This is a genomic window from Sphingopyxis sp. GW821-FHT12F08 (assembly GCF_058806755.1).
Genome location: NZ_JBXAQA010000009.1, coordinates 66,149 through 83,101 on the forward strand (window position 1 = coordinate 66,149; position 16,953 = coordinate 83,101).

19 protein-coding genes are annotated in these 16,953 nt (G+C 67.3%); 5 read left to right on the top strand and 14 right to left on the bottom strand.

Annotated features, from left to right (window positions below; genetic code table 11):
* Nucleotides 1-145 precede the first annotated feature (145 nt).
* From AC1RNQ_RS20890 to AC1RNQ_RS20940, 11 genes are all read right to left on the bottom strand, one after another.
* On the bottom strand, nucleotides 146-940 hold the full coding sequence (locus AC1RNQ_RS20890) for a VOC family protein (RefSeq protein ID WP_493174342.1): 795 nt from the start codon (nucleotides 938-940) through the stop codon (nucleotides 146-148).
* A gap of 34 nt (nucleotides 941-974) precedes the next feature.
* The gene (locus tag AC1RNQ_RS20895; protein WP_493174344.1) at nucleotides 975-1,268 is read right to left on the bottom strand and encodes a DUF6958 family protein; all 294 of its coding nucleotides are present in this window, start codon (nucleotides 1,266-1,268) and stop codon (nucleotides 975-977) included.
* Entirely contained in the window at nucleotides 1,265-1,828 is a 564-nt protein-coding gene (locus AC1RNQ_RS20900) for a GFA family protein (RefSeq protein WP_493174346.1), read from the bottom strand. Before AC1RNQ_RS20900 ends, AC1RNQ_RS20895 begins: the two co-directional genes overlap by 4 nt.
* Before the next feature lie 50 nt (nucleotides 1,829-1,878).
* Entirely contained in the window at nucleotides 1,879-2,598 is a 720-nt protein-coding gene (locus AC1RNQ_RS20905) for a DUF1428 domain-containing protein (protein ID WP_493174348.1), read from the bottom strand.
* 212 nt (nucleotides 2,599-2,810) lie between these two features.
* A complete protein-coding gene (locus tag AC1RNQ_RS20910; RefSeq protein WP_493174350.1) occupies nucleotides 2,811-3,482 on the bottom strand; it encodes a glutathione S-transferase family protein in 672 nt (223 codons plus the stop codon).
* Nucleotides 3,483-3,605: 123 nt separating this feature from the next.
* Nucleotides 3,606-4,565 (bottom strand): alpha/beta fold hydrolase, encoded by a 960-nt coding sequence (locus AC1RNQ_RS20915; RefSeq protein ID WP_493174352.1) that lies wholly within the window; start codon nucleotides 4,563-4,565, stop codon nucleotides 3,606-3,608.
* A gap of 30 nt (nucleotides 4,566-4,595) precedes the next feature.
* Nucleotides 4,596-4,814: a DUF4287 domain-containing protein gene (locus AC1RNQ_RS20920; RefSeq protein WP_493174354.1), complete on the bottom strand. Its 219-nt coding sequence runs from the start codon at nucleotides 4,812-4,814 to the stop codon at nucleotides 4,596-4,598.
* Nucleotides 4,811-5,227, bottom strand: coding sequence for a DoxX family protein (locus tag AC1RNQ_RS20925; protein ID WP_493174356.1), 417 nt, complete (start codon nucleotides 5,225-5,227; stop codon nucleotides 4,811-4,813). The genes AC1RNQ_RS20920 and AC1RNQ_RS20925 overlap by 4 nt, the downstream gene beginning before the upstream one ends.
* A gap of 25 nt (nucleotides 5,228-5,252) precedes the next feature.
* Entirely contained in the window at nucleotides 5,253-5,690 is a 438-nt protein-coding gene (locus AC1RNQ_RS20930) for a VOC family protein (RefSeq protein ID WP_493174358.1), read from the bottom strand.
* Nucleotides 5,691-5,721: 31 nt separating this feature from the next.
* Nucleotides 5,722-6,162 (bottom strand): VOC family protein, encoded by a 441-nt coding sequence (locus AC1RNQ_RS20935; protein WP_493174360.1) that lies wholly within the window; start codon nucleotides 6,160-6,162, stop codon nucleotides 5,722-5,724.
* Nucleotides 6,163-6,204: 42 nt separating this feature from the next.
* Nucleotides 6,205-6,846: a TetR/AcrR family transcriptional regulator gene (locus AC1RNQ_RS20940; RefSeq protein ID WP_493174362.1), complete on the bottom strand. Its 642-nt coding sequence runs from the start codon at nucleotides 6,844-6,846 to the stop codon at nucleotides 6,205-6,207.
* 550 nt (nucleotides 6,847-7,396) lie between these two features.
* On the opposite strand from AC1RNQ_RS20940, the gene AC1RNQ_RS20945 reads away from it, so the two are divergent.
* The 3 genes from AC1RNQ_RS20945 to AC1RNQ_RS20955 all read left to right on the top strand — a co-directional run bounded on the left by AC1RNQ_RS20945 (nucleotide 7,397) and on the right by AC1RNQ_RS20955 (nucleotide 11,036).
* Nucleotides 7,397-8,905, top strand: a complete 1,509-nt coding sequence (locus AC1RNQ_RS20945) for a YifB family Mg chelatase-like AAA ATPase (protein WP_493174364.1) — start codon at nucleotides 7,397-7,399, stop codon at nucleotides 8,903-8,905.
* Complete coding sequence (locus tag AC1RNQ_RS20950) at nucleotides 8,905-9,207, top strand: DUF1905 domain-containing protein (protein WP_493174366.1); 303 nt, start codon at nucleotides 8,905-8,907, stop codon at nucleotides 9,205-9,207. Before AC1RNQ_RS20945 ends, AC1RNQ_RS20950 begins: the two co-directional genes overlap by 1 nt.
* Nucleotides 9,208-9,269: 62 nt before the next feature.
* Nucleotides 9,270-11,036, top strand: a complete 1,767-nt coding sequence (locus AC1RNQ_RS20955) for a sensor domain-containing diguanylate cyclase (protein WP_493174368.1) — start codon at nucleotides 9,270-9,272, stop codon at nucleotides 11,034-11,036.
* Nucleotides 11,037-11,050: 14 nt separating this feature from the next.
* Here AC1RNQ_RS20955 and AC1RNQ_RS20960 read toward each other — a convergent pair whose 3' ends face one another.
* Nucleotides 11,051-11,452 carry a bactofilin family protein gene (locus tag AC1RNQ_RS20960; protein ID WP_493174416.1) on the bottom strand — a complete coding sequence of 134 codons (402 nt, stop codon included), beginning with the start codon at nucleotides 11,450-11,452 and terminating at the stop codon, nucleotides 11,051-11,053.
* A 1-nt stretch (nucleotide 11,453) separates the two neighbouring features.
* Complete coding sequence (locus tag AC1RNQ_RS20965) at nucleotides 11,454-12,557, bottom strand: M23 family metallopeptidase (RefSeq protein ID WP_493174370.1); 1,104 nt, start codon at nucleotides 12,555-12,557, stop codon at nucleotides 11,454-11,456.
* A gap of 341 nt (nucleotides 12,558-12,898) precedes the next feature.
* Between AC1RNQ_RS20965 and AC1RNQ_RS20970 the strand changes: the two genes are divergently transcribed.
* Complete coding sequence (locus AC1RNQ_RS20970) at nucleotides 12,899-14,302, top strand: methyltransferase family protein (protein ID WP_493174418.1); 1,404 nt, start codon at nucleotides 12,899-12,901, stop codon at nucleotides 14,300-14,302.
* A 150-nt stretch (nucleotides 14,303-14,452) separates the two neighbouring features.
* Here AC1RNQ_RS20970 and AC1RNQ_RS20975 read toward each other — a convergent pair whose 3' ends face one another.
* Nucleotides 14,453-16,786, bottom strand: coding sequence for a TonB-dependent receptor (locus tag AC1RNQ_RS20975; RefSeq protein ID WP_493174372.1), 2,334 nt, complete (start codon nucleotides 16,784-16,786; stop codon nucleotides 14,453-14,455).
* On the opposite strand from AC1RNQ_RS20975, the gene AC1RNQ_RS20980 reads away from it, so the two are divergent.
* Nucleotides 16,785-16,934 (top strand): hypothetical protein, encoded by a 150-nt coding sequence (locus AC1RNQ_RS20980; protein ID WP_493174374.1) that lies wholly within the window; start codon nucleotides 16,785-16,787, stop codon nucleotides 16,932-16,934. The genes AC1RNQ_RS20975 and AC1RNQ_RS20980 overlap by 2 nt on opposite strands.
* Nucleotides 16,935-16,953: the final 19 nt, after the last annotated feature.

Consider the following 16,953-nt stretch of genomic DNA (forward strand, 5'->3'; position numbering starts at 1 on the left):
CTCTCCTCTTTTCTCGCCCTCCCCTTCAGAGGAGGGCAGCGAGACTTGGCAGCTTGCTGCCTGGTCGCAGCGGGTGGGGTTTTGCAGCCTTGCGCTACGCCGACAGACCCCACCCCAACCCCTCCCCTGAAGGGGAGGGGCTAGATCATTTGCGCGGGCCGACGAAGCCGACGGGCGCGCCCTGCGGGTCGATCGCGTTCATCGCATATTCGCCGCCGGGGATTTCCACCGGTTCGTTGGTGATCGTGCCGCCGTTCGCGGCGACCGCGGCGCGCGCGCGGTCGATATCCTCGACGCCGATGTAGAAATTCCACGCCGGCACCGGATAGCCTTCCATCAGCGGCATCACCGCGCCGAGGCCGATATCGCCGCGCTGGAGGAAGCGGTAGGCGCCGATCGGACCCATATCCATCTCGCCCTCCTGGCCCCAGCCGAAATGCTTCGTGTAGAAGGCGATCGCGGCGTCGGGGTCGCTGGTGGCGAGTTCGTTCCAGCGCATATGCTGCGCCTCGGTGACCGAAAAGACGTCGCTCTCCATGCCCTCCGATCCCGGCGGCGGGGTCGGGTCCATGATATAGAAGGGCGCGCCCTGCGGGTCGGTGACCATCGCGATGCGCCCGACGGGGATGTCCATCGGGCCCATCTGGACGCTGCCGCCGTCGGCCCTGATCGCGTCGATTTCGGCATCGACGTCGGCGACGTGGAGATAGCCGATCCAGAAGGGCCGCGCGCCGCCGGCGAGCATGTCGGCGCTCAGCGTCAGCACGCCGCCGGCGTTGCCGCCGTCGCTGCGGACGATCATGCGGTAGTCGACGCCGCCCGCGGTCTGCTCGCCGGTGTCGGGGATCGTCCAGCCGACGACGGGTCCGTAAAAGCGCGCCGCGCCTTCGGGGTCGGTGGTCATCAGTTCGTACCAGATGAAATTGGATGCGTCGGTCATCGTCTCTCTCCTCGCAAAGCTCGAACGTCCTTCGTCACATCTTGTGCAGCCGCAGCGGCTTGGTGTTCGCGCGCGCGATCACGCGCTTCGCCTCGAGGTCGAGCTGCGCGGCCTTGAGCCACCAGCCCGCCTTGGCGCCGCCGGGAAACAGCGCCTCGGGCAGGTGCGGCAGCACGCCGGCCTTGATCTCGGCGACGGTCATCCCGGGTGCGGCGTCCGGCACCACCGCGAGCAGCGCGTCCTTCATCGCGTTATATTTGGCCTTGTCGACGCGCATCACATGCCCGGGGCTCGCGATATTCTCGATCTCGATGCGCTCGGTGCTCATCGGCCATATCCCTTCATCGCCTCGACCGGCGGCGCGCGGAATCCCATCGCCGCCCACGCGGTCAGCAGCCGCCACATGAAGCGGCCCGAATGCCCGTCGTAATTCAGCGCATCGCTTGGCAGTTCGACCCCTTCGGGCCGTTCCTTGACCATCGTCCGCATCTCGACGGGCGGGCGTCCCGCCTCGGGGATCCGCGCCGCATAGACGCTCAGCCAATGGCCCTTGGTGAACTCGAGCGCGACCGGCGACTGGCAGCAGCGCGCGACGAAGCGCCGCGTCGGCGAATCGGGCTTGAGCCGATGTTCCTCCAGCTCGCCCGACCCCGACAGCCAGGCCACACGGTCCTTGCGCATCAAGAGATAGGGCGTGCCGCCGTCGGCGCCGAGCGTGCCCGGCGCGTCGGCGCGCGCACCGGGGAGCGCATCGAACGCCGCCCCGGCCGCCTGGCAGCTGTGGCAATAACAGGTCGCCGCGACGATCGGCGCGCCGGTCAGCTCCAGCGTCACCGTGCCGCAGCGGCACGACGCGAGGCGCCTTTCGGTGGGATGCTTGCCGGTCATCGGGTTTCCTTTCTATCCTCCCCATCGCAAGTCGATGGGGAGGAAACGGCTCACGCCATCACGATCGGCTCGAAGCCGCCGTAGATCATGCGCTTGCCGTCGAAGGTCTGGTCGTTCGGATCAGGCTGCATCCGCTCGTCCTTCATCATCTTTTCCCAGCCGGCGGTGCGCGTTTCCTTGTCGGGCCATTCGACCCAGCTGTAGACCACGGTCTCGCCGTCCTTCTTGTGCGCGGCGCGGGCATAGTCGGTGACCTTGCCGTCGGGGACATCGTCGGCCCACGCCTCGACGACGCGGGTCGCGCCATAGTCGCGGAACACTTCGGATGCCTTCTGCGCCAGCTTGCGATAGGCTTCCTTGTTGCCGTCGGGGACGGGCACGACATAGCCGTCGACATAACCGGTCTCACCCTCGGCCCGGTCGTCGACGATCGAATCGAAGCCGCCGATGATCATCCGCTTCGCGTCGAACGGCATGTCCGTGCCCATGCTCTGCATCCGGGGGTCGCTCATCATCTTCTGGTTGGCGGCGTCGCGCGTCGCCTTGTCGGGATATTCGAACCAGCTGAACACGACGGTCTCGTCGGGTTTCGCCTGCACCGCGCCTTTCAGGTCGTTGACCTTGCCGTCGGGGACGTCGTCGCCCCAGCATTCTACCATGCGGCTCACGCCAAATTCCTTGAACAGCGGCGCTGCGTCGGCGGCATGCTTGTAATAAACGTCCTTGTTGGCGGTGGGCACCGCGGCGACAAATCCTTCTACATAGGTCATCTTCTCTCTCCTTCTGCCCCCTCTACATCCCCTCCTCTGAAGAGGAGGGGCAGCGAGACTTGCGAGCTTGCTCGCTAGTCGCAGCGGGGTGGTGCTCCTTCAGCGGCGTGCACCACCGGCGTCGGGTGAACAGTCCCCCGGACTGTTCAGGTCGTGCTGGGGGCACGACCGGCCCGACACCCCCCTCCTCTGAAGAGGAGGGGCTTTTCTCGTCAGGCGGGCGGTCCCGCTTCTTCGCTGAAGGCGGAAAGCTGCGCGTCGAGCGCGCGCTGGAACGCTGGCCGCGCCAAGCAGCGGTCGAGATAGGCCTGCAGCCGCGGCTGCTCGGCGATCAGCCCGGCCTCGACCGCCTCGCGCAGCACCGTCGCCATCGCGATATCGGCGACGGTGAACTCGCCGGCCAGATAGTGCTTGTCGCCCATCGCATCGTTCAGGCGGCCGAGCCGGCCCTGGATGAACTCGATCAGGCTGGGGCGGCGCAGCTGCGCCCATTCCTCGTCCTTGGCAAAGATGTCGACATTGCCCAGCTCGAACAGCATCGGTTCGACGCTGTTATAGGCGGCGAACAGCCAGGCGAGCGTGTTCGCACGCGCCTGGGGATCGCGCGGCATCAGCCGTTCGTCCTTTTCGGCGAGGTGGAGCAGGATCGCGCCGCTCTCGAACAGGCGGATGCCGCCGTCGTTGAGCACCGGCACCTGGCCCCAGGGCTGGAACAGGAAATGGTCGGCGGGGCGGTTGATCGCGCTGATCAGATGCTCGGCATAATCGAGCCCGATCTCCTCGCACGCCCAGCGCGGGCGGAGGTCGCGGACGAAGCCGCGCGCGAAATCGGGGACCCAGTCGAAGGCGGTGACTTCGATATTGGCATTGGGGTTGACGGACATCCTGGTCTCCTTTCGCTTCTTTCTCTTTCGTCATCCCGGCGCAGGCCGGGATCTCATCCTTGCTTCCTTCGGCTCCGTCGAGATCTCGGCCTTCGCCGGGATGACGATGAAACGGGAACCGCGTCAGAACGATGGCGGGGGCGGCGCCTTGTCGTCGAGGAAGGCGGTGACCATCGCCGCGATCGCGGGGGCTTCGGCCATGATGCCGATGTGCGAGGTCGCGGGCAGGATCGCCAGCCGCGCCCTGGGCGCCGTGGTCATAAAACCCTGTGTCGCCGCGGCGATATCGCCGCCGCCGCGTTGCTTGAACAGATGGATCGCATGGTCGAGGGTGACGCCGTCGGCGTCGCCGATGATCACCATCGTCTTGCCCGGGATCGCGCGCAGTTGCTCGTCCGAATAGGCAAAGTCCGTCGCGTCGATCGCCTTGATATTGGCGACCAGCTGCGGGAATTTCTCGGGCGTCGGCGACAGGCTCTTGTAACCGCTCTCGATCGGGCTGCCCGCGAAGATCTCGGGGGTCAGCTGGGAAATCCCTGCCAGCACCTCGGGATACCAGCCGTCGAGCCGCGCGGTGCCCGACAGGATCACCTGCTTGCCGACGCGATCGGGGTGGCGCACCGCGAGCGCGATCGCGGTCGATGCGCCCATCGAATAGCCGAACACGTCGGCTTTCCCGACGCCGAGCTTCGCGAGCACCGCGGCGGCATCGTCGGCCATCAGGTCATAGCTGAGCTTGCCGTCGACCCCGCCCGAGCGGCCATGGCCGCGCGCGTCGATCGCGATCACCGGGCGGCTCGCCACGAACGGTTCGCTGAGCGGCTTCATCGCGTCGGCGGACATGAAGGCGCCGTGCAGCACCAGCAGCGGGGTCCGGCCCGATTTGAGGTCGCCCTGCACCTGATAATGGATTTTTGTGCCGTTCACATCGGCGTACCCGCTTTGCGCTGCGGCGGGAGCGGATGCGGCGGGCGGTGCCGCAGTCGCGGCCGCTGCCGGCGCAGGCAGCATGGCGAAGGCGCTGGCGGTCGCGAGCAGCGCGAGTGCCGGGGTCAGGTACGGAGGGGAAGAGCGATAGGTCATAAGACTGTCCTCTTGATTGCTTGACGGAGTCTAGCTCCGCTTGCCTTTGAGATAGGCGACGAGCCCCATCGCGTGGCCGTGGCCCAGGCCGAAATCGGTCTTCAGCCAGTCGATCACCGCGCCTGCCTTGACCCCGGGGGCGAGGCCCGCGTCGTCGGCGAAGCCCTTTTCGATCGCGATGGCCGTGAGCGCGTCGGGGGACTTGCCGGTCTTGGCCTCGATATTGTCCATATAGGCCTGGAAGCTCATGCCGCGGGCCCTTTCGAAAAGGGGATCAGCGCGCGGACGCGCGGATCGCGCAGCCACAGCCCGCCCCACAGCATCAGGCCCAGATAGACCCCGAACAGGCTGTGGCTGAACAGCGGGCTGTTGATGCGGACATGCGTCGCGATCGCGCCGCCGAGATAGCCGGTGATCAGGATCGCGCCGAGGATGCTCGTGCGCGGCCAGATATGGAGCAAGGTCGGGATCAGCAGCAGCGTACCGAGCAGATGCATGGTGCCCACCTCGAGCGGCCAGCCGAGGCCCGGCGGGCTGTATTTGATCGCGGTTTCGGGCGACGCGAGCTTGAGCCCGGCGTCGAAGAGGAGGAAGAGGATCACCACGCCGCTCAAGACGCGGCCCGTGATCGACTGACCCTTGGTGGGGACTGCATCGGTCATGCTCTTCCTCCTCCCTTTGGCTTTGTCAGGCTTCGGCTTCGGCGGGTTCGCCGGCGGGGATCGCGGTCGGGTCCATCCACATCACTTCCCAGATATGGCCGTCGGGATCCTCGAAGCTGCGGCCGTACATGAAGCCGCCGAAGTCCTGCGTCGGGGTCGGGTCGGCCTTGCCGCCCGCCGCGACCGCCTTGTCGACCTGCCCGTCGACCGCCTCGCGGCTGTCGGCCGAGACGCAGATCAGCACCTGCGCCGTCGTGTGGGCATCGGGGATCGTCTTCGAGGTGAAGGTCGCCCATTTTTCATGCGTCAGCAGCATGACGTGGATCGATCCTTCCTCGACCACCATGCACGCGGCGGTCTCGTCGGTGAAGGCGGGGTTGTTGGCCGCGCCGACCGCCTCGTAGAAGGCCTTCGACTTGTCGAGGTCGGTGACCGGCAGGTTCACGAAAATCATCTGGGGCATCGTCTTTCTCCTTTGGGGGGTGGTGGGGTGGTCAGGCGCTGACTTCCGGAACGGGGGTCTCGCCATTGGCGACCGCGGGGTCCATCCAGAAGGGGCCCCAGACGTGGCCGTCGGGGTCCAGAAGGTCGCGGCCGTACATGAAGCCATGATCCTGGACCGGATTGATGTCGGCGGTGCCGCCATTTGCGGCGCCGGCCTCGAGCATCGCATCGACGGCTTCCTTGCTGCCCAATGCGAGTGCAAGCGACACCTCGCTCGAGCCGCGATCGGGGATCGGGCGGTCGGTGAAGCCCTTCCACTTTTCGTGGGTCAGGATCATCACGACGATCGTGTCCGACCACATCATGGCGGCGCCGGTGTGGTCGCTGAAACGGGGCTCGTTGGTGAAGCCCAGCGCCTCGTAGAAGGCCCTCGACCTGGCGAGGTCCGCGACCGGCAGGCTCACGAAGATCATCTTGGGGGTATCGGACATCCGTGGGCACTCCTCTCGTTGAAAATCGTTCTTCAAATCTCTTCAGCCGCGTCCGAACAGCATCCGGACATAACGCTTCAGATGGGTGACGGTGCCGCGGGCAATCGCCGGGTCGTTCGTCGTTTTGGCCAGGACGAAGGCGCCCTGCAGCACCGACTGGACATGCTGGGCGAGCCCGATCGCGCTGATGTCCTCGGGCGTGCCATAGGCATCGATCGCGGCCTGGATGTCGGGGGCCAGCGCCTGGCAATAGGCGTTGATGCTCGCCTCGCACGCGGCGCGGATGCGATCGTTCGTCGAATAGGCCTCCTGCACCATCGTGCCGACGAAGCAGGTGTAATCTTCGGTGGGCCCGTCGAGCATCGCCAGGCGGAAATCGATATGGCCGAGCAGCCGGTCGAGCGGGTCGTCGAGGCGGTTGTGCGGCGCCAGTTCGAACATCGGCCGCGCGCGCTCGGTCCAGCCCTCGGCCGCCGCGACCGCCAGCGCTTCCTTCGACGCGAAATGGTGGAAGAAGGCCCCTTTTGTCACGCCCGCGGCGGCGCAGATCTCGTCGACGCTCGTCGCCGCATAGCCCTGCTTGCGCACCGTGCTGTGCGCCGCGGCGATCAGCTTGGCGCGGGCGTTGCCGCGGGCCGGCCGGCCCATCGGCAGCGGAACGGGAGGGGTGGGTGTCGTCGTCATGCGAATCAACATACCGACTAGTTGGTATGTTGTCAAATGCGAAATCGGGCATGCAAGAACCTCACGCTGCGCTGTGTCTCCGCGGGCTGGCGACGAGGTGATGATATCGGTCGCGGGCGCCGCGCCGGAATGACGGTTTTCGGGCGATTGCGGACACAGCAACGAAGGCGACGTGCGCTGACGTTGGTGAGTTTGATCTCGCACAAAGACACAAAGACACGAAGATGTCGTGCCTGTCGCGAAGCGGCTTTACTCCTTCGATCTCGTTGAAGGATCGACGTCGAGGAGAAGGCGGCCTTTCGGCCGCGAACTGTCATCTTCGTGTCTTTGTGTCTTTGTGCGAAACAAGAATCACGCCCCATCAGCCTCGAAGAACGCTTGTTGAGCGCGCTGCCAAGCGTCCGCTCTCCACCCCAAAGCCGACACCAATCTACAGGCAGTCGATACAAATGCCGAAAAAGACTCGACCTTCCCGCCGCTTGCCGTAAAAAGGCATGGGGAACAAAGCAGGCACATCGGTCGGGGACCGGGGCTTGCTTCAGGGGGTATCATGGTCGCGATCGTTTCCACCGTCGCCTATCTCGGCATCGACGCGCGCGGGGTCGAGGTGCAGTGCCAGATCACCCCCGGCGTGCCGCGCTTCGTCGTCGTCGGGCTGCCCGACAAGGCGGTCGGCGAAAGCCGCGAGCGTGTGCGCGCCGCGATCGCCGCGATCGGCCTGTCGCTCCCGCCCAAGGTCATCACCGTCAACCTGTCGCCCGCCGACCTGCCCAAGGAAGGCTCGCACTACGACCTGCCGATCGCGCTCGCGCTGCTCGGCGCGATGGGGGTGATCGATCCCGAGACTCTCGCCTCCTATGTGGTGGTCGGCGAGCTCGGGCTCGACGGCCGCGTCGCGCCCTCGCCCGGGGTGCTGCTCGCCGCGATCCACGCCGCCAGCGTCGAGCGCGGGCTCGTCTGCCCCGCCGCGCAGGGGCCCGAGGCGGCGTGGGCGGGGCAGGTCGAGGTGCTCGGCGCGCCCGACCTCCTCTCGCTGCTCAACCATTTCCGCGGCAGCGCGCTGCTCGCCGCGCCGGTCCCGGGCGAGGTCGAGGCGCCGGTGCGCGGCGCCGACCTGGCGCAGGTCAAGGGACAGGAGACCGCCAAGCGTGCGCTCGAAATCGCCGCCGCGGGCGCGCATAATCTGATGATGTCGGGGCCGCCGGGCGCGGGCAAGTCGCTGATGGCGGCGTGCATGCCCGGCATCCTCCCCGACCTGACCCCCGCCGAGGCGCTCGAAGTGTCGATGATCGCCTCGGTCGCGGGCACGCTCGAGGGCGGGCGGCTCGTCCGCGCGCGGCCCTTCCGCTCCCCGCACCACTCGGCCTCGATGCCCGCGCTCGTCGGCGGCGGGCTGCGCGTGCGTCCGGGCGAGGTCAGCCTCGCGCATCTGGGCGTGCTCTTCCTCGACGAATTGCCCGAGTTCCAGCGCGCGGTGCTCGATTCGCTCCGCCAGCCGCTCGAGACGGGCGAGGTCAGCGTCGCGCGCGCCAACGCCCATGTCACCTTTCCGGCGCGCGTCCAGCTGGTCGCGGCGATGAACCCGTGCCGCTGCGGCCATCTCGGCGACCCCGCGCTCGCGTGCAGCCGCGCGCCGCGCTGCGCCGCCGACTATCAGGCGAAATTGTCGGGGCCGCTGCTCGACCGCATCGACCTGCATGTCGAGGTCGAGGCGGTGCGCGCCGCCGACCTCGTCCTGCCGCCCCCCGCCGAGGGCAGCGCCGAGGTCGCCGCGCGTGTCGCCGCGGCGCGCGAAGTCCAGACGGCGCGCTATGCGGGGCACCGGGCGCGCACCAACGCCGAGATCGACGGGGAGTTGCTCGAAGCGGTCGCGACCCCCGACGATCCCGGGCGCCAGTTGCTCGCGCAGGCGGCGGAGGCGATGCGCCTCTCGGCGCGCGGCTATACGCGCATCCTGCGCGTCGCGCGGACCATCGCCGACCTTGCCGGCGCGACGAGCATCGGGCGCATCCATATTGCCGAGGCCTTGAGCTATCGGCGCCAGGCGCCGCGCAGCTGATGCACGAGATCGTTTTCGACACCGTGATCGTCGAATGGCGCGGCCCAGCGCCCTTCCTCTTCGCGCCCGTCCCCGACGACCATGTCGCCGGGATCCGCTATGCCGCGCTCTCCGAAAGCTATGGCTGGGGCGTCGTCCCGGTGATCGCGACGATCGGCGCGACCATATTCGCGACCTCGCTTTTCCCGCGCGGCGGCACTTATCTGCTGCCGGTCAAGGTCGCGGTGCAGAAGGCCGAAGGGGTCGGGCTCGGCGATCGCGTGCACGTCGCGATGCGCGTCGGCCGCCCGGGCCGGGACTGAGACGGAAAAGCGCGCGCTGCGATGGTAGAGATTTTCCAACCTATTGGTGCGATAGCATAGCGATGACCGTGGCGGGCGATCCCTTGGCGAAGCTCTGCGGCCGGCTGCTGCTCGGCCTCGCGCTGCTTGTGTTCGCCTTCGCGGCGGTGCCGGCGAAGGCGGTGACATTGAACGGCGAGGGCAAGCTCTGCCACATCATCAGCGGCACCGACGTCCCCGACCAGAGCCTCGCGGCGCTGCGCTTCTCGTGCACGGGCACGCCCGCGGACTATCATCGCGCCAGCCTCTGGCTGCGCACCGATCCGGCGCGGCTGTCGATCGCGCGCGGCGACCTCGCCTTGCTCGTCCACCAGACGCGCTTCGACCGGCTGGCGGTCGCCTTCACTTACGCCGACGGCCAGACGCGCTGGCAAGAGGTGCGGCAGGGCGACTATGGATCACACTGGCGCGCCGGCGGCCAGATTCTGTTCGAGGCGCCCGAGCGCGGCGTGAAGCTCAGCTCGGTGACGATGCGCTTCGACCGGCTCGCGAGTTATGGCTTGATGCGCGCCCGGCTGCTGCCGAAGGACGCGGCGGTGGTCCAGTCGACCGGCATGGCGGTCGGCGTCGGCGCGGCGCTGACCCTGCTGCTCGTCAGCGGCATCTACAGCCTGTCCCTCGCGGTCGCGGTGCGCCGCCAATATCTCGCCTGGCAGGCCGCCTGGTCGGGAACGATGCTGATCTGGGGCGCGCTCTGGTCGCAGGCGCATCTCGCGCTCTTCCCCGGGCTCGCCGGCACGGTGTCGGCGCAGCTCGCGACCTTGCTCGCCTGCCTCGCCATCGCGATCGCCACCGCCAGCGCGGTGCTGGCGATCGAGCGCAGCGTCGTGCCGCGCTGGCTGTGCAGCGGCGCGCTGCTGCTCGGCGCCATCGTCGGCGCGATCGGGGTGCCGCTCGCGCTGATCCGCAGCGAAAGCCTCGCCGGCTGGGGCGAGCTGTTGGGGCTGATCGTCGTCGCCGATCTGGTCGCGGTGGCGCTATGCCTCGGCTGGGCGTGGCGCCGCGGGTCGGTCGAGGCGCGCGACTTCCTCGCCGCCTGGTGCCTGCCGATGGCGGTGCTCGCCTTCATCCATATCGTCGACGTCGACGACAGCGTGTGGGGCGGCGGGTCGAAGCTGCTCGTGCTCGCGGCGGCGACGTGGCAGGCTTTGTGGCTTTCGGCCTCCGCCACACGGCGGCTCGCCAAGCTGCGCGTCGAACGCGACAGCGCGCGCGCGTCGGAGGCGCTGGCGCAGCAGCTGGCGCGGCGCGATCCGCTGACCGGGCTACCCAACCGGCGCGGCTTCGTCGACAGCGTGACGCCGCTGCTCGAACGCGCGCGCGCCGACGCGCTGCCCGCGGCGCTGCTGCTCGTCGACATCGACCGCTTCAAATCGATCAACGACATCCACGGCCACGACGCGGGCGACGAAGTGCTGTGCGAGGTCGGACGGCGGATCGCGCGCTGGGAGGGGCCGATGTGCACCGTCGCGCGGCTGGGCGGCGAGGAGTTCGGGCTGCTGACCGTCGGCATGGAAGGCATGGTGCTCGCGCGCTTCGCCGAAAGCGTCCGGCGGGGCATCGCCGCCTGCGACCATCGCGCGGCGATCGGCGAGCGCATCGTCACCGCCAGCGTCGGGGTCGCCGAGGTGCGCCCCGCGAGCGACTTCCAGCAGCTCTACCGCCTCGCCGACGAGGCGCTCTACGATGCGAAGCGCGGCGGACGCGACTGCGTGGTCATCCAGCGCAGCACGGGCATCGCGGCGCGGCCCGACGAAGGCCCCAGCCGCGAAAGCGCGCTGTCGAGCTGAGCCGGCCGGCGCGGTCAGATACCCAGCGACGCCGACTTGTTCTCGACGACTTCGAGCGGCGGCGGCGCCTTGGCCGCACCGGCGCCGTGGCGGCGGTGCGCCAGCTTGCCGTCGACCTTGCCGCCATTCTCGATCGTGATCGTCTCGTAGACGACGTCGCCGGTGATCCGCGCGGTGGCGTGGACGATCAGCGTCTTGGCCTCGATCGATCCGTCGACGAGGCCCGCGATCTTCGCGGTCTCGGCGACGACCGCGCCCTTGATCTCGCTCGCCTCGCCCTGGACGAGGTTGGCGCATTTCAGGTCGCCGTCGATCTTGCCGTCGACGTGCAGGTCGACGCTGGCCGAGACATTGCCGGTGACGACCACGTCCGACCCGAGGATCGAAAAGGTCGTATGACGCGCGCCGGTCGCCATCTTAGCGGGCAGCACTGGCGACGGAACCGACTCGCTGTCGGGCGTCGTCTTTGACTTCGAGAACATCGGCTTTGGCCTCCAGAAACCGGCGGGGGTTGACCGCGACGCCGTTCAAACGAACTTCGAAATGCAGGTGGCTACCGGTCGAGCGGCCGGTCGATCCCATCTTGGCGATCTGCTCTCCGGCGGCGACCTGCGTTCCCACCCTGGTGGTGAACCCCGACAAGTGGGCATAGCGGGTTAAGATCCCCTGACCATGGTCGACCTCGACGACATTGCCGTAACCCGACTTCTGGCCGACGAACACGATCCGGCCCGGCGCGGCGGCGAGGATCGGGGTGCCGATCGGACCGCGGAAGTCGAGGCCCGCGTGCATCGCGCCCGCGCCGGTAAAGGGATCGCTGCGATAGCCGAAGCCCGACGACATCATCAGCACGTCGGCGGGGTTGCCCGAGGGGACGGCGACGAGCGTGCGTTCGAGCACTTCCATGCGGAACAGCGCGCCTTCGAGCGCGGCGAACGACGGGCCGAGCGCCTTGGCTGGGCCCATCCGGCCCTTGTAGGGGATGAAGGGACCACCGCGGCCGGCCGCGGCGTTGCGGACGAGCGCCTTGGGATCGAGACCGAGCTTGGCGACCGCCATTTCGGCATTGGCCGCGCGGGTGTTGACCGCGGTGAGCAGCCGGGTCGCAAAACTTTCCTGCCGCGCCTCGATCCGCGCGAGCGCCTGCGCCTCGGGGGGCAGCTTCGGGTCGATCGCGGTCGTCTCGAGCGGCTTGGCCGCTGCCGTTGCGCCTTCGGCGGCCGGTTCGGCGGCCATCGCGTCGGCATCGATACCGAAATGACTTTCCGCGACATTTTCGAGCAGCGCCTGGCGCTCTTCGAGGTCGGCGGCGGTTTCGGCGACGCGGTCGCGATATTGCGCGATGCGCTTTTCGGAAGCGGTGGCGGCGGCCTGCTGCTGCGCGACCGCGGCGCGTTCGTCGGCGGTGAGCAGCTGGTTGACGAGCACCGCCAGGGTCGCGCCGGCCCAGGCGAGCAGAACTGCGGCGGCGATCAAGGCGACGCGCTTCTGCAATTTGGCGCTGATGCGAAGGAAACGCACATTTCCGTGCGTTCGGACGAAGATTTCATGGTCCTGAAACAGCGCATTGAAGCGCTGGCGCCAATGGCGCAGGCCCGTCGATTTCGATGACAAGTGGCGACCCCATCTTGTTATTATGTGGAGCCCTCCGCCCCGAATGATGCGCGCCTTATCAGCAGTGTCAGCGACTCGCGAATCATTCCCCGGTGACTCGCGCCGAGTCGAAAGGGGCGTGCGGTGAACGGTGTCAAAGGTCGCCAAAGCTGCCATTCTGGCGGGGTTTCGCTGCGAATCATGCGGTAATATTGACGGCTTGCTTACCATTTTCGCTTAGGGCGAAGACCGTGACGCACATGCCCAAAATGACCGTGCCCGCGGGCGCCGAATCGGCCGTGGAAGCCCCCGCGAAATCCACCGCGCGCCCGCGTTCGGCGGTCAGCGCGGGGGTCGGCATCGTCGGGCTGATCGGCCTCTTCTCCTACCTGCTCGTCGCCCGCTACGCGCCCGAGATCGCGGCGTTTCTCGGCGTCGACTGGGGCAATCACGGGCCGCTCAGCGGTCCCAATTCGGCGATCGCCAGCGTGCTCGCCTGCGCGATCCCGATGGTGCTGTGGTCGGTCTTCGTCGACAAGGTGCACCGCAATCCCTCGACCGGCATCGACTGGTCGCTGCGCCGTCCGTGGCGCGAGACCATCGACATCAGCCTGACCAAGCTCGCCGGGCTCTGGACGACCTGGGGGTTGATCGCGCTGAGCTATGCGCTGATGCGCTATTATTGGGAGGGCAATTACGCTTTCTCGATGAACCTGCTCGAGCGTGTCGCGCCCTGGCTGCTGCTGATCTCGGTGCCCTATATGCTGTGGCTCGACCGACGGATGGTCGAGCCGCGCGATGGCTGCTGGCAGTTCGGCCGCTGGCTCGTCGCAAGCCAAAAAACGGGTGGGGGCCAGCCGGTCGACGGGCGCGCGATCGGCCATCATTTCCGCGCCTGGGCGGTCAAGGGCTTCTTCACCGCCTTCATGCTGTCGATCGTCCCCGGCAATTTTTCGGCGCTGGTGACGGTGTCGATGACCGAGGTGCTGGCCAACCCCTATATGACCGGGCTGTGGGCGATCAATCTGCTCTATCTGGTCGACGTCCATATCGCGACCGTCGGCTATATATTGACGCTGAAGCCGCTCGATTCGCACATCCGCACCGCCAATCCCTATGGCATGGCGTGGGTCGCGGCGCTGGTCTGCTACCCGCCCTTCATCCTGATGAACGGCGGCCCGCTCGACTATCAGGTGAACGGATCGGACTGGGGCTACTGGCTCGAGGGGCACGACAGCATCATGATCGTCTGGGCGGTCGCGCTGGTCTCGCTGACCGCGATCTACAGCTGGGCGACGATGGCGTTCGGCATCCGCTTCTCGAACCTCACGCACCGCGGCGTGCTGACGCATGGGCCGTATAAATATACGCGTCACCCCGCGTACCTCTCGAAGAATCTGAGCTGGTGGATCGGCGCGATGCCTTTCCTCGTCACCAGCGGCGGCTGGACCGAGGGGCTGCGCAACACCGTGCTGCTGGCGATGGTCAGCGGCGTCTATTACTGGCGTGCCAAGACCGAGGAAAAGCATCTCCTCGCCGACCCCGCCTATCAGGCCTATTGGAACTGGGCGCAGGAGAATGCGGTGGTGCCGCGGTTGTTCGCAAAGCTCAGCGGCTGGGCGCGCCCGCTGATCCGGCTGGAGCCCGACGAGCGGATCGGGCCGGTGGCGTAAGAAAAACCTCCCCGCTTGCGGGGAGGGGGACACCCGAAGGGTGGTGGAGGGGGTGGGCGTCCTTCGGCGACGCTGCTTGAAGACGCGACCCCCCTCCGTCAGCCGCTATGCGGCTGCCACCTCCCCACAAGTGGGGAGGATCTGAAGCCTCTAGAATTTGAAGCCCGCCTCGACGCCCCAGATGCGGGGTTCGTTGACGAAGCCGGTCAGATTGTTGAAGTCGATGCCGCCGACCGCCGAGGTATCGTTGGTGAGGTTGCGGACGAAGGCGGCGAAATCATAGCTGTCGGTCTTGTAGCCGACGCGCACGCCCCCTTCGAGCTGGCGCTTGTCCTGGAACTCGACCGATTCATAGAGGAAGAAGTTGATCTTCGACCGGTACGACCAGTCGGTGAAGACATAGACTTCGCCATCGCCGACGGGGACGCCATATTTGGCGGTCCAGTTGGCGATCCAGCGCGGCGATTGCGGCAGGCTGTTGCCGTCGATGTTGACGATCGCCGCCGAGAAGGGCGCCGCCGCGACGACGATCGGATCGAGGATCGTGCACAGCGACACATTGGGGAAGGTATCGACGCGCGTCGCGCCGCACGCCGCGGTGGTCAGGCCCGGATCGCGGATCTCGGTATGGTTGTAGCTGAGCCCGGCGGTGAGCAGCAGCCGGTCGACCGGCGCGATTTCGGCGTCGAGTTCGAAGCCATAGCCGCGCACATTCTTCGCGTTGATCAGCCGGTTGGCGTTGACGCCGCCGCCGACCGCGGTGAGCTGCGCATCGTCGAGATCGTAGAGGAAGCCCGACAGGTTGAAGCGCGCCCGGCCGTCCCAAACGGTCGATTTGATCCCCGCCTCATAGGAGGTGATCGTTTCGCTGTCGCCGATCGTCACCCCCGACTCCAGCGGCGTCGCGGTGGCCGGCGGGAAGAGGATGCGGCCCTGGATGCTCGGCGCGCGATAGCCGCGCGCGACGCGGGCATAGAGGTTGATGTCGTCGGTCGCGGCGTAGGCGATGTTTGCATCCCAGGTGACATTATTGTCGCTGACGCGGCGGTTCACCGTGCCGAGCGGGTTCTGCAGGAAGTTCGGGAATTGCGTGTCCTTGCTGCGGATCACCTGATAGCGGCGCTTGTCGTCGTTGTAGCGGACGCCGCCGGTGACGCTGAGCTGGTCGGTGAGCTCATAGGTCAGCGAGCCGAACACGCCATAGGCCTTGCTCTGCTGGCTCTGCGACACGACGATGTTGACGCCGCCCACGGCATTGTTGGGATCGCCCAGCGTCGAATAATTCTCGCTGACGATGTCGAGGTCTTCGTCGAAATAGAAGAAGCCGGCCTGATAGCTGAGCGGCCCGTCGCCATTGCTTTCGAGGCGCAGTTCCTGGGTGAATTGCGTCAGGTGCGGCACGCTGTCACGCGTTTCGGCGGTGAAGGGAATCTCGCCCGGGCCATAGAGGTTCGGCGGCAGGAAATTGGCGCCAAAGCCGCCGTCGACGTCGCCGACCGAGGTCGCGTCGCCGTCCCAATAGCTGGTCACCGAAATCAGCGAGACCGGTCCGGCGTCCCAGGTGATGCGCGCCGAGGCGTTGCCGGTGTTGACGCGCTGCTGGTTCTTGCCGTCGGTCGAGACGCGATAGCGATCGAAATTGGCGTTGAGCCCCTCCTGGCCGCGGGTGAAGACATTGGCGCGGAACAGGCGCGCGGTGCCGTTGAGGCGGCGGACCTGGCCGGTGAGCAGGATGTCGAGCGTGTCGGTCGGCTTGATCAGCCCCTGCAGGCGCAGCGCGAATTCATTGAAGCCTTCGAGCGCGTCCTTCGTCGTTCCCGACGGCAGGACATTGTCGACATAATTGTCCTGGCGCTGGTACATCGCCGACAGGCGCAGCGCGACCTGTTCGCCGAGCGGCCCGCCGACCGCGCCTTGCGCGTTGACGGCGTTGAAGCGGCCGTAGGAGATGCGGCCATAGCCGCCGAACTCGTCGCCGGGTTTCACCGAATCGAATTTGACGATACCCGCGGGGGTGTTGCGCCCGAACAAGGTACCCTGCGGCCCGCGCAGCACTTCGACGCGGTCGATGTCGAACACCGGAAAGCCCTTCAGGATCGGGTTTTCGAGCACGACGTCGTCATAGACCAGACTGACCGGCTGCGACGCATTGAAGTCGAAATCGGTGTTGCCGAGGCCGCGGATGTAGAAGCGCGGGAAGGTGCGGCCGAACGAGCTTTCGACCACAAGGCTGGGCACGCGCGCCGACAGCGCGCGGACGTCCTGGCCGCCCGCGCCGATCGCGTCGAGCTTGTCGCCCGACACTGCGGTGATCGAAATCGGCACGTCCTGCAAATTCTCTTCGCGGCGCTGCGCGGTGACGATGATTTCGGTCAGCCCGCCGGTGTCTTCGGCGGCGGGTGCATCCTGCGCGGCGGCGGGCGCTGCCCAACCGGCCGAGGCGAGAACGAGGGTTATAGCGGTAGCGGAAGGAAAGTGGCGCATGGCAAGCTTCCTGAAACGGGGTGATATGGGAGAGGCGGCAGAAAAATCCGGCCCCGTCGTTGGCGCGCACCGCGCGCGCGGTCAATCGCGCGCGGACGCCGCGCTGACGTTCGTGTCAGCACTGTTGCCGAATTGCTGCAGTTTGTGACAGCCGGCGGTGCCGGCCG

Bases quoted from the DNA above. Each gene is read 5' to 3' on its own strand.
- AC1RNQ_RS20935 (WP_493174360.1), bottom strand. From the start codon at position 6,162: ATGTCCGATACCCCCAAGATGATCTTCGTGAGCCTGCCGGTCGCGGAC.
- AC1RNQ_RS20920 (WP_493174354.1), bottom strand. From the start codon at position 4,814: ATGAGCTTCCAGGCCTATATGGACAATATCGAGGCCAAGACCGGCAAG.
- AC1RNQ_RS20895 (WP_493174344.1), bottom strand. From the start codon at position 1,268: ATGAGCACCGAGCGCATCGAGATCGAGAATATCGCGAGCCCCGGGCAT.
- AC1RNQ_RS20940 (WP_493174362.1), bottom strand. From the start codon at position 6,846: ATGACGACGACACCCACCCCTCCCGTTCCGCTGCCGATGGGCCGGCCG.
- AC1RNQ_RS20925 (WP_493174356.1), bottom strand. From the start codon at position 5,227: ATGACCGATGCAGTCCCCACCAAGGGTCAGTCGATCACGGGCCGCGTC.
- AC1RNQ_RS20930 (WP_493174358.1), bottom strand. From the start codon at position 5,690: ATGCCCCAGATGATTTTCGTGAACCTGCCGGTCACCGACCTCGACAAG.
- AC1RNQ_RS20955 (WP_493174368.1), top strand. From the start codon at position 9,270: ATGACCGTGGCGGGCGATCCCTTGGCGAAGCTCTGCGGCCGGCTGCTG.
- AC1RNQ_RS20980 (WP_493174374.1), top strand. From the start codon at position 16,785: ATGGCAAGCTTCCTGAAACGGGGTGATATGGGAGAGGCGGCAGAAAAA.
- AC1RNQ_RS20890 (WP_493174342.1), bottom strand. From the start codon at position 940: ATGACCGACGCATCCAATTTCATCTGGTACGAACTGATGACCACCGAC.
- AC1RNQ_RS20975 (WP_493174372.1), bottom strand. From the start codon at position 16,786: ATGCGCCACTTTCCTTCCGCTACCGCTATAACCCTCGTTCTCGCCTCG.
- AC1RNQ_RS20960 (WP_493174416.1), bottom strand. From the start codon at position 11,452: ATGGCGACCGGCGCGCGTCATACGACCTTTTCGATCCTCGGGTCGGAC.
- AC1RNQ_RS20915 (WP_493174352.1), bottom strand. From the start codon at position 4,565: ATGACCTATCGCTCTTCCCCTCCGTACCTGACCCCGGCACTCGCGCTG.
- AC1RNQ_RS20905 (WP_493174348.1), bottom strand. From the start codon at position 2,598: ATGACCTATGTAGAAGGATTTGTCGCCGCGGTGCCCACCGCCAACAAG.
- AC1RNQ_RS20910 (WP_493174350.1), bottom strand. From the start codon at position 3,482: ATGTCCGTCAACCCCAATGCCAATATCGAAGTCACCGCCTTCGACTGG.
- AC1RNQ_RS20945 (WP_493174364.1), top strand. From the start codon at position 7,397: ATGGTCGCGATCGTTTCCACCGTCGCCTATCTCGGCATCGACGCGCGC.
- AC1RNQ_RS20970 (WP_493174418.1), top strand. From the start codon at position 12,899: ATGACCGTGCCCGCGGGCGCCGAATCGGCCGTGGAAGCCCCCGCGAAA.
- AC1RNQ_RS20900 (WP_493174346.1), bottom strand. From the start codon at position 1,828: ATGACCGGCAAGCATCCCACCGAAAGGCGCCTCGCGTCGTGCCGCTGC.
- AC1RNQ_RS20950 (WP_493174366.1), top strand. From the start codon at position 8,905: ATGCACGAGATCGTTTTCGACACCGTGATCGTCGAATGGCGCGGCCCA.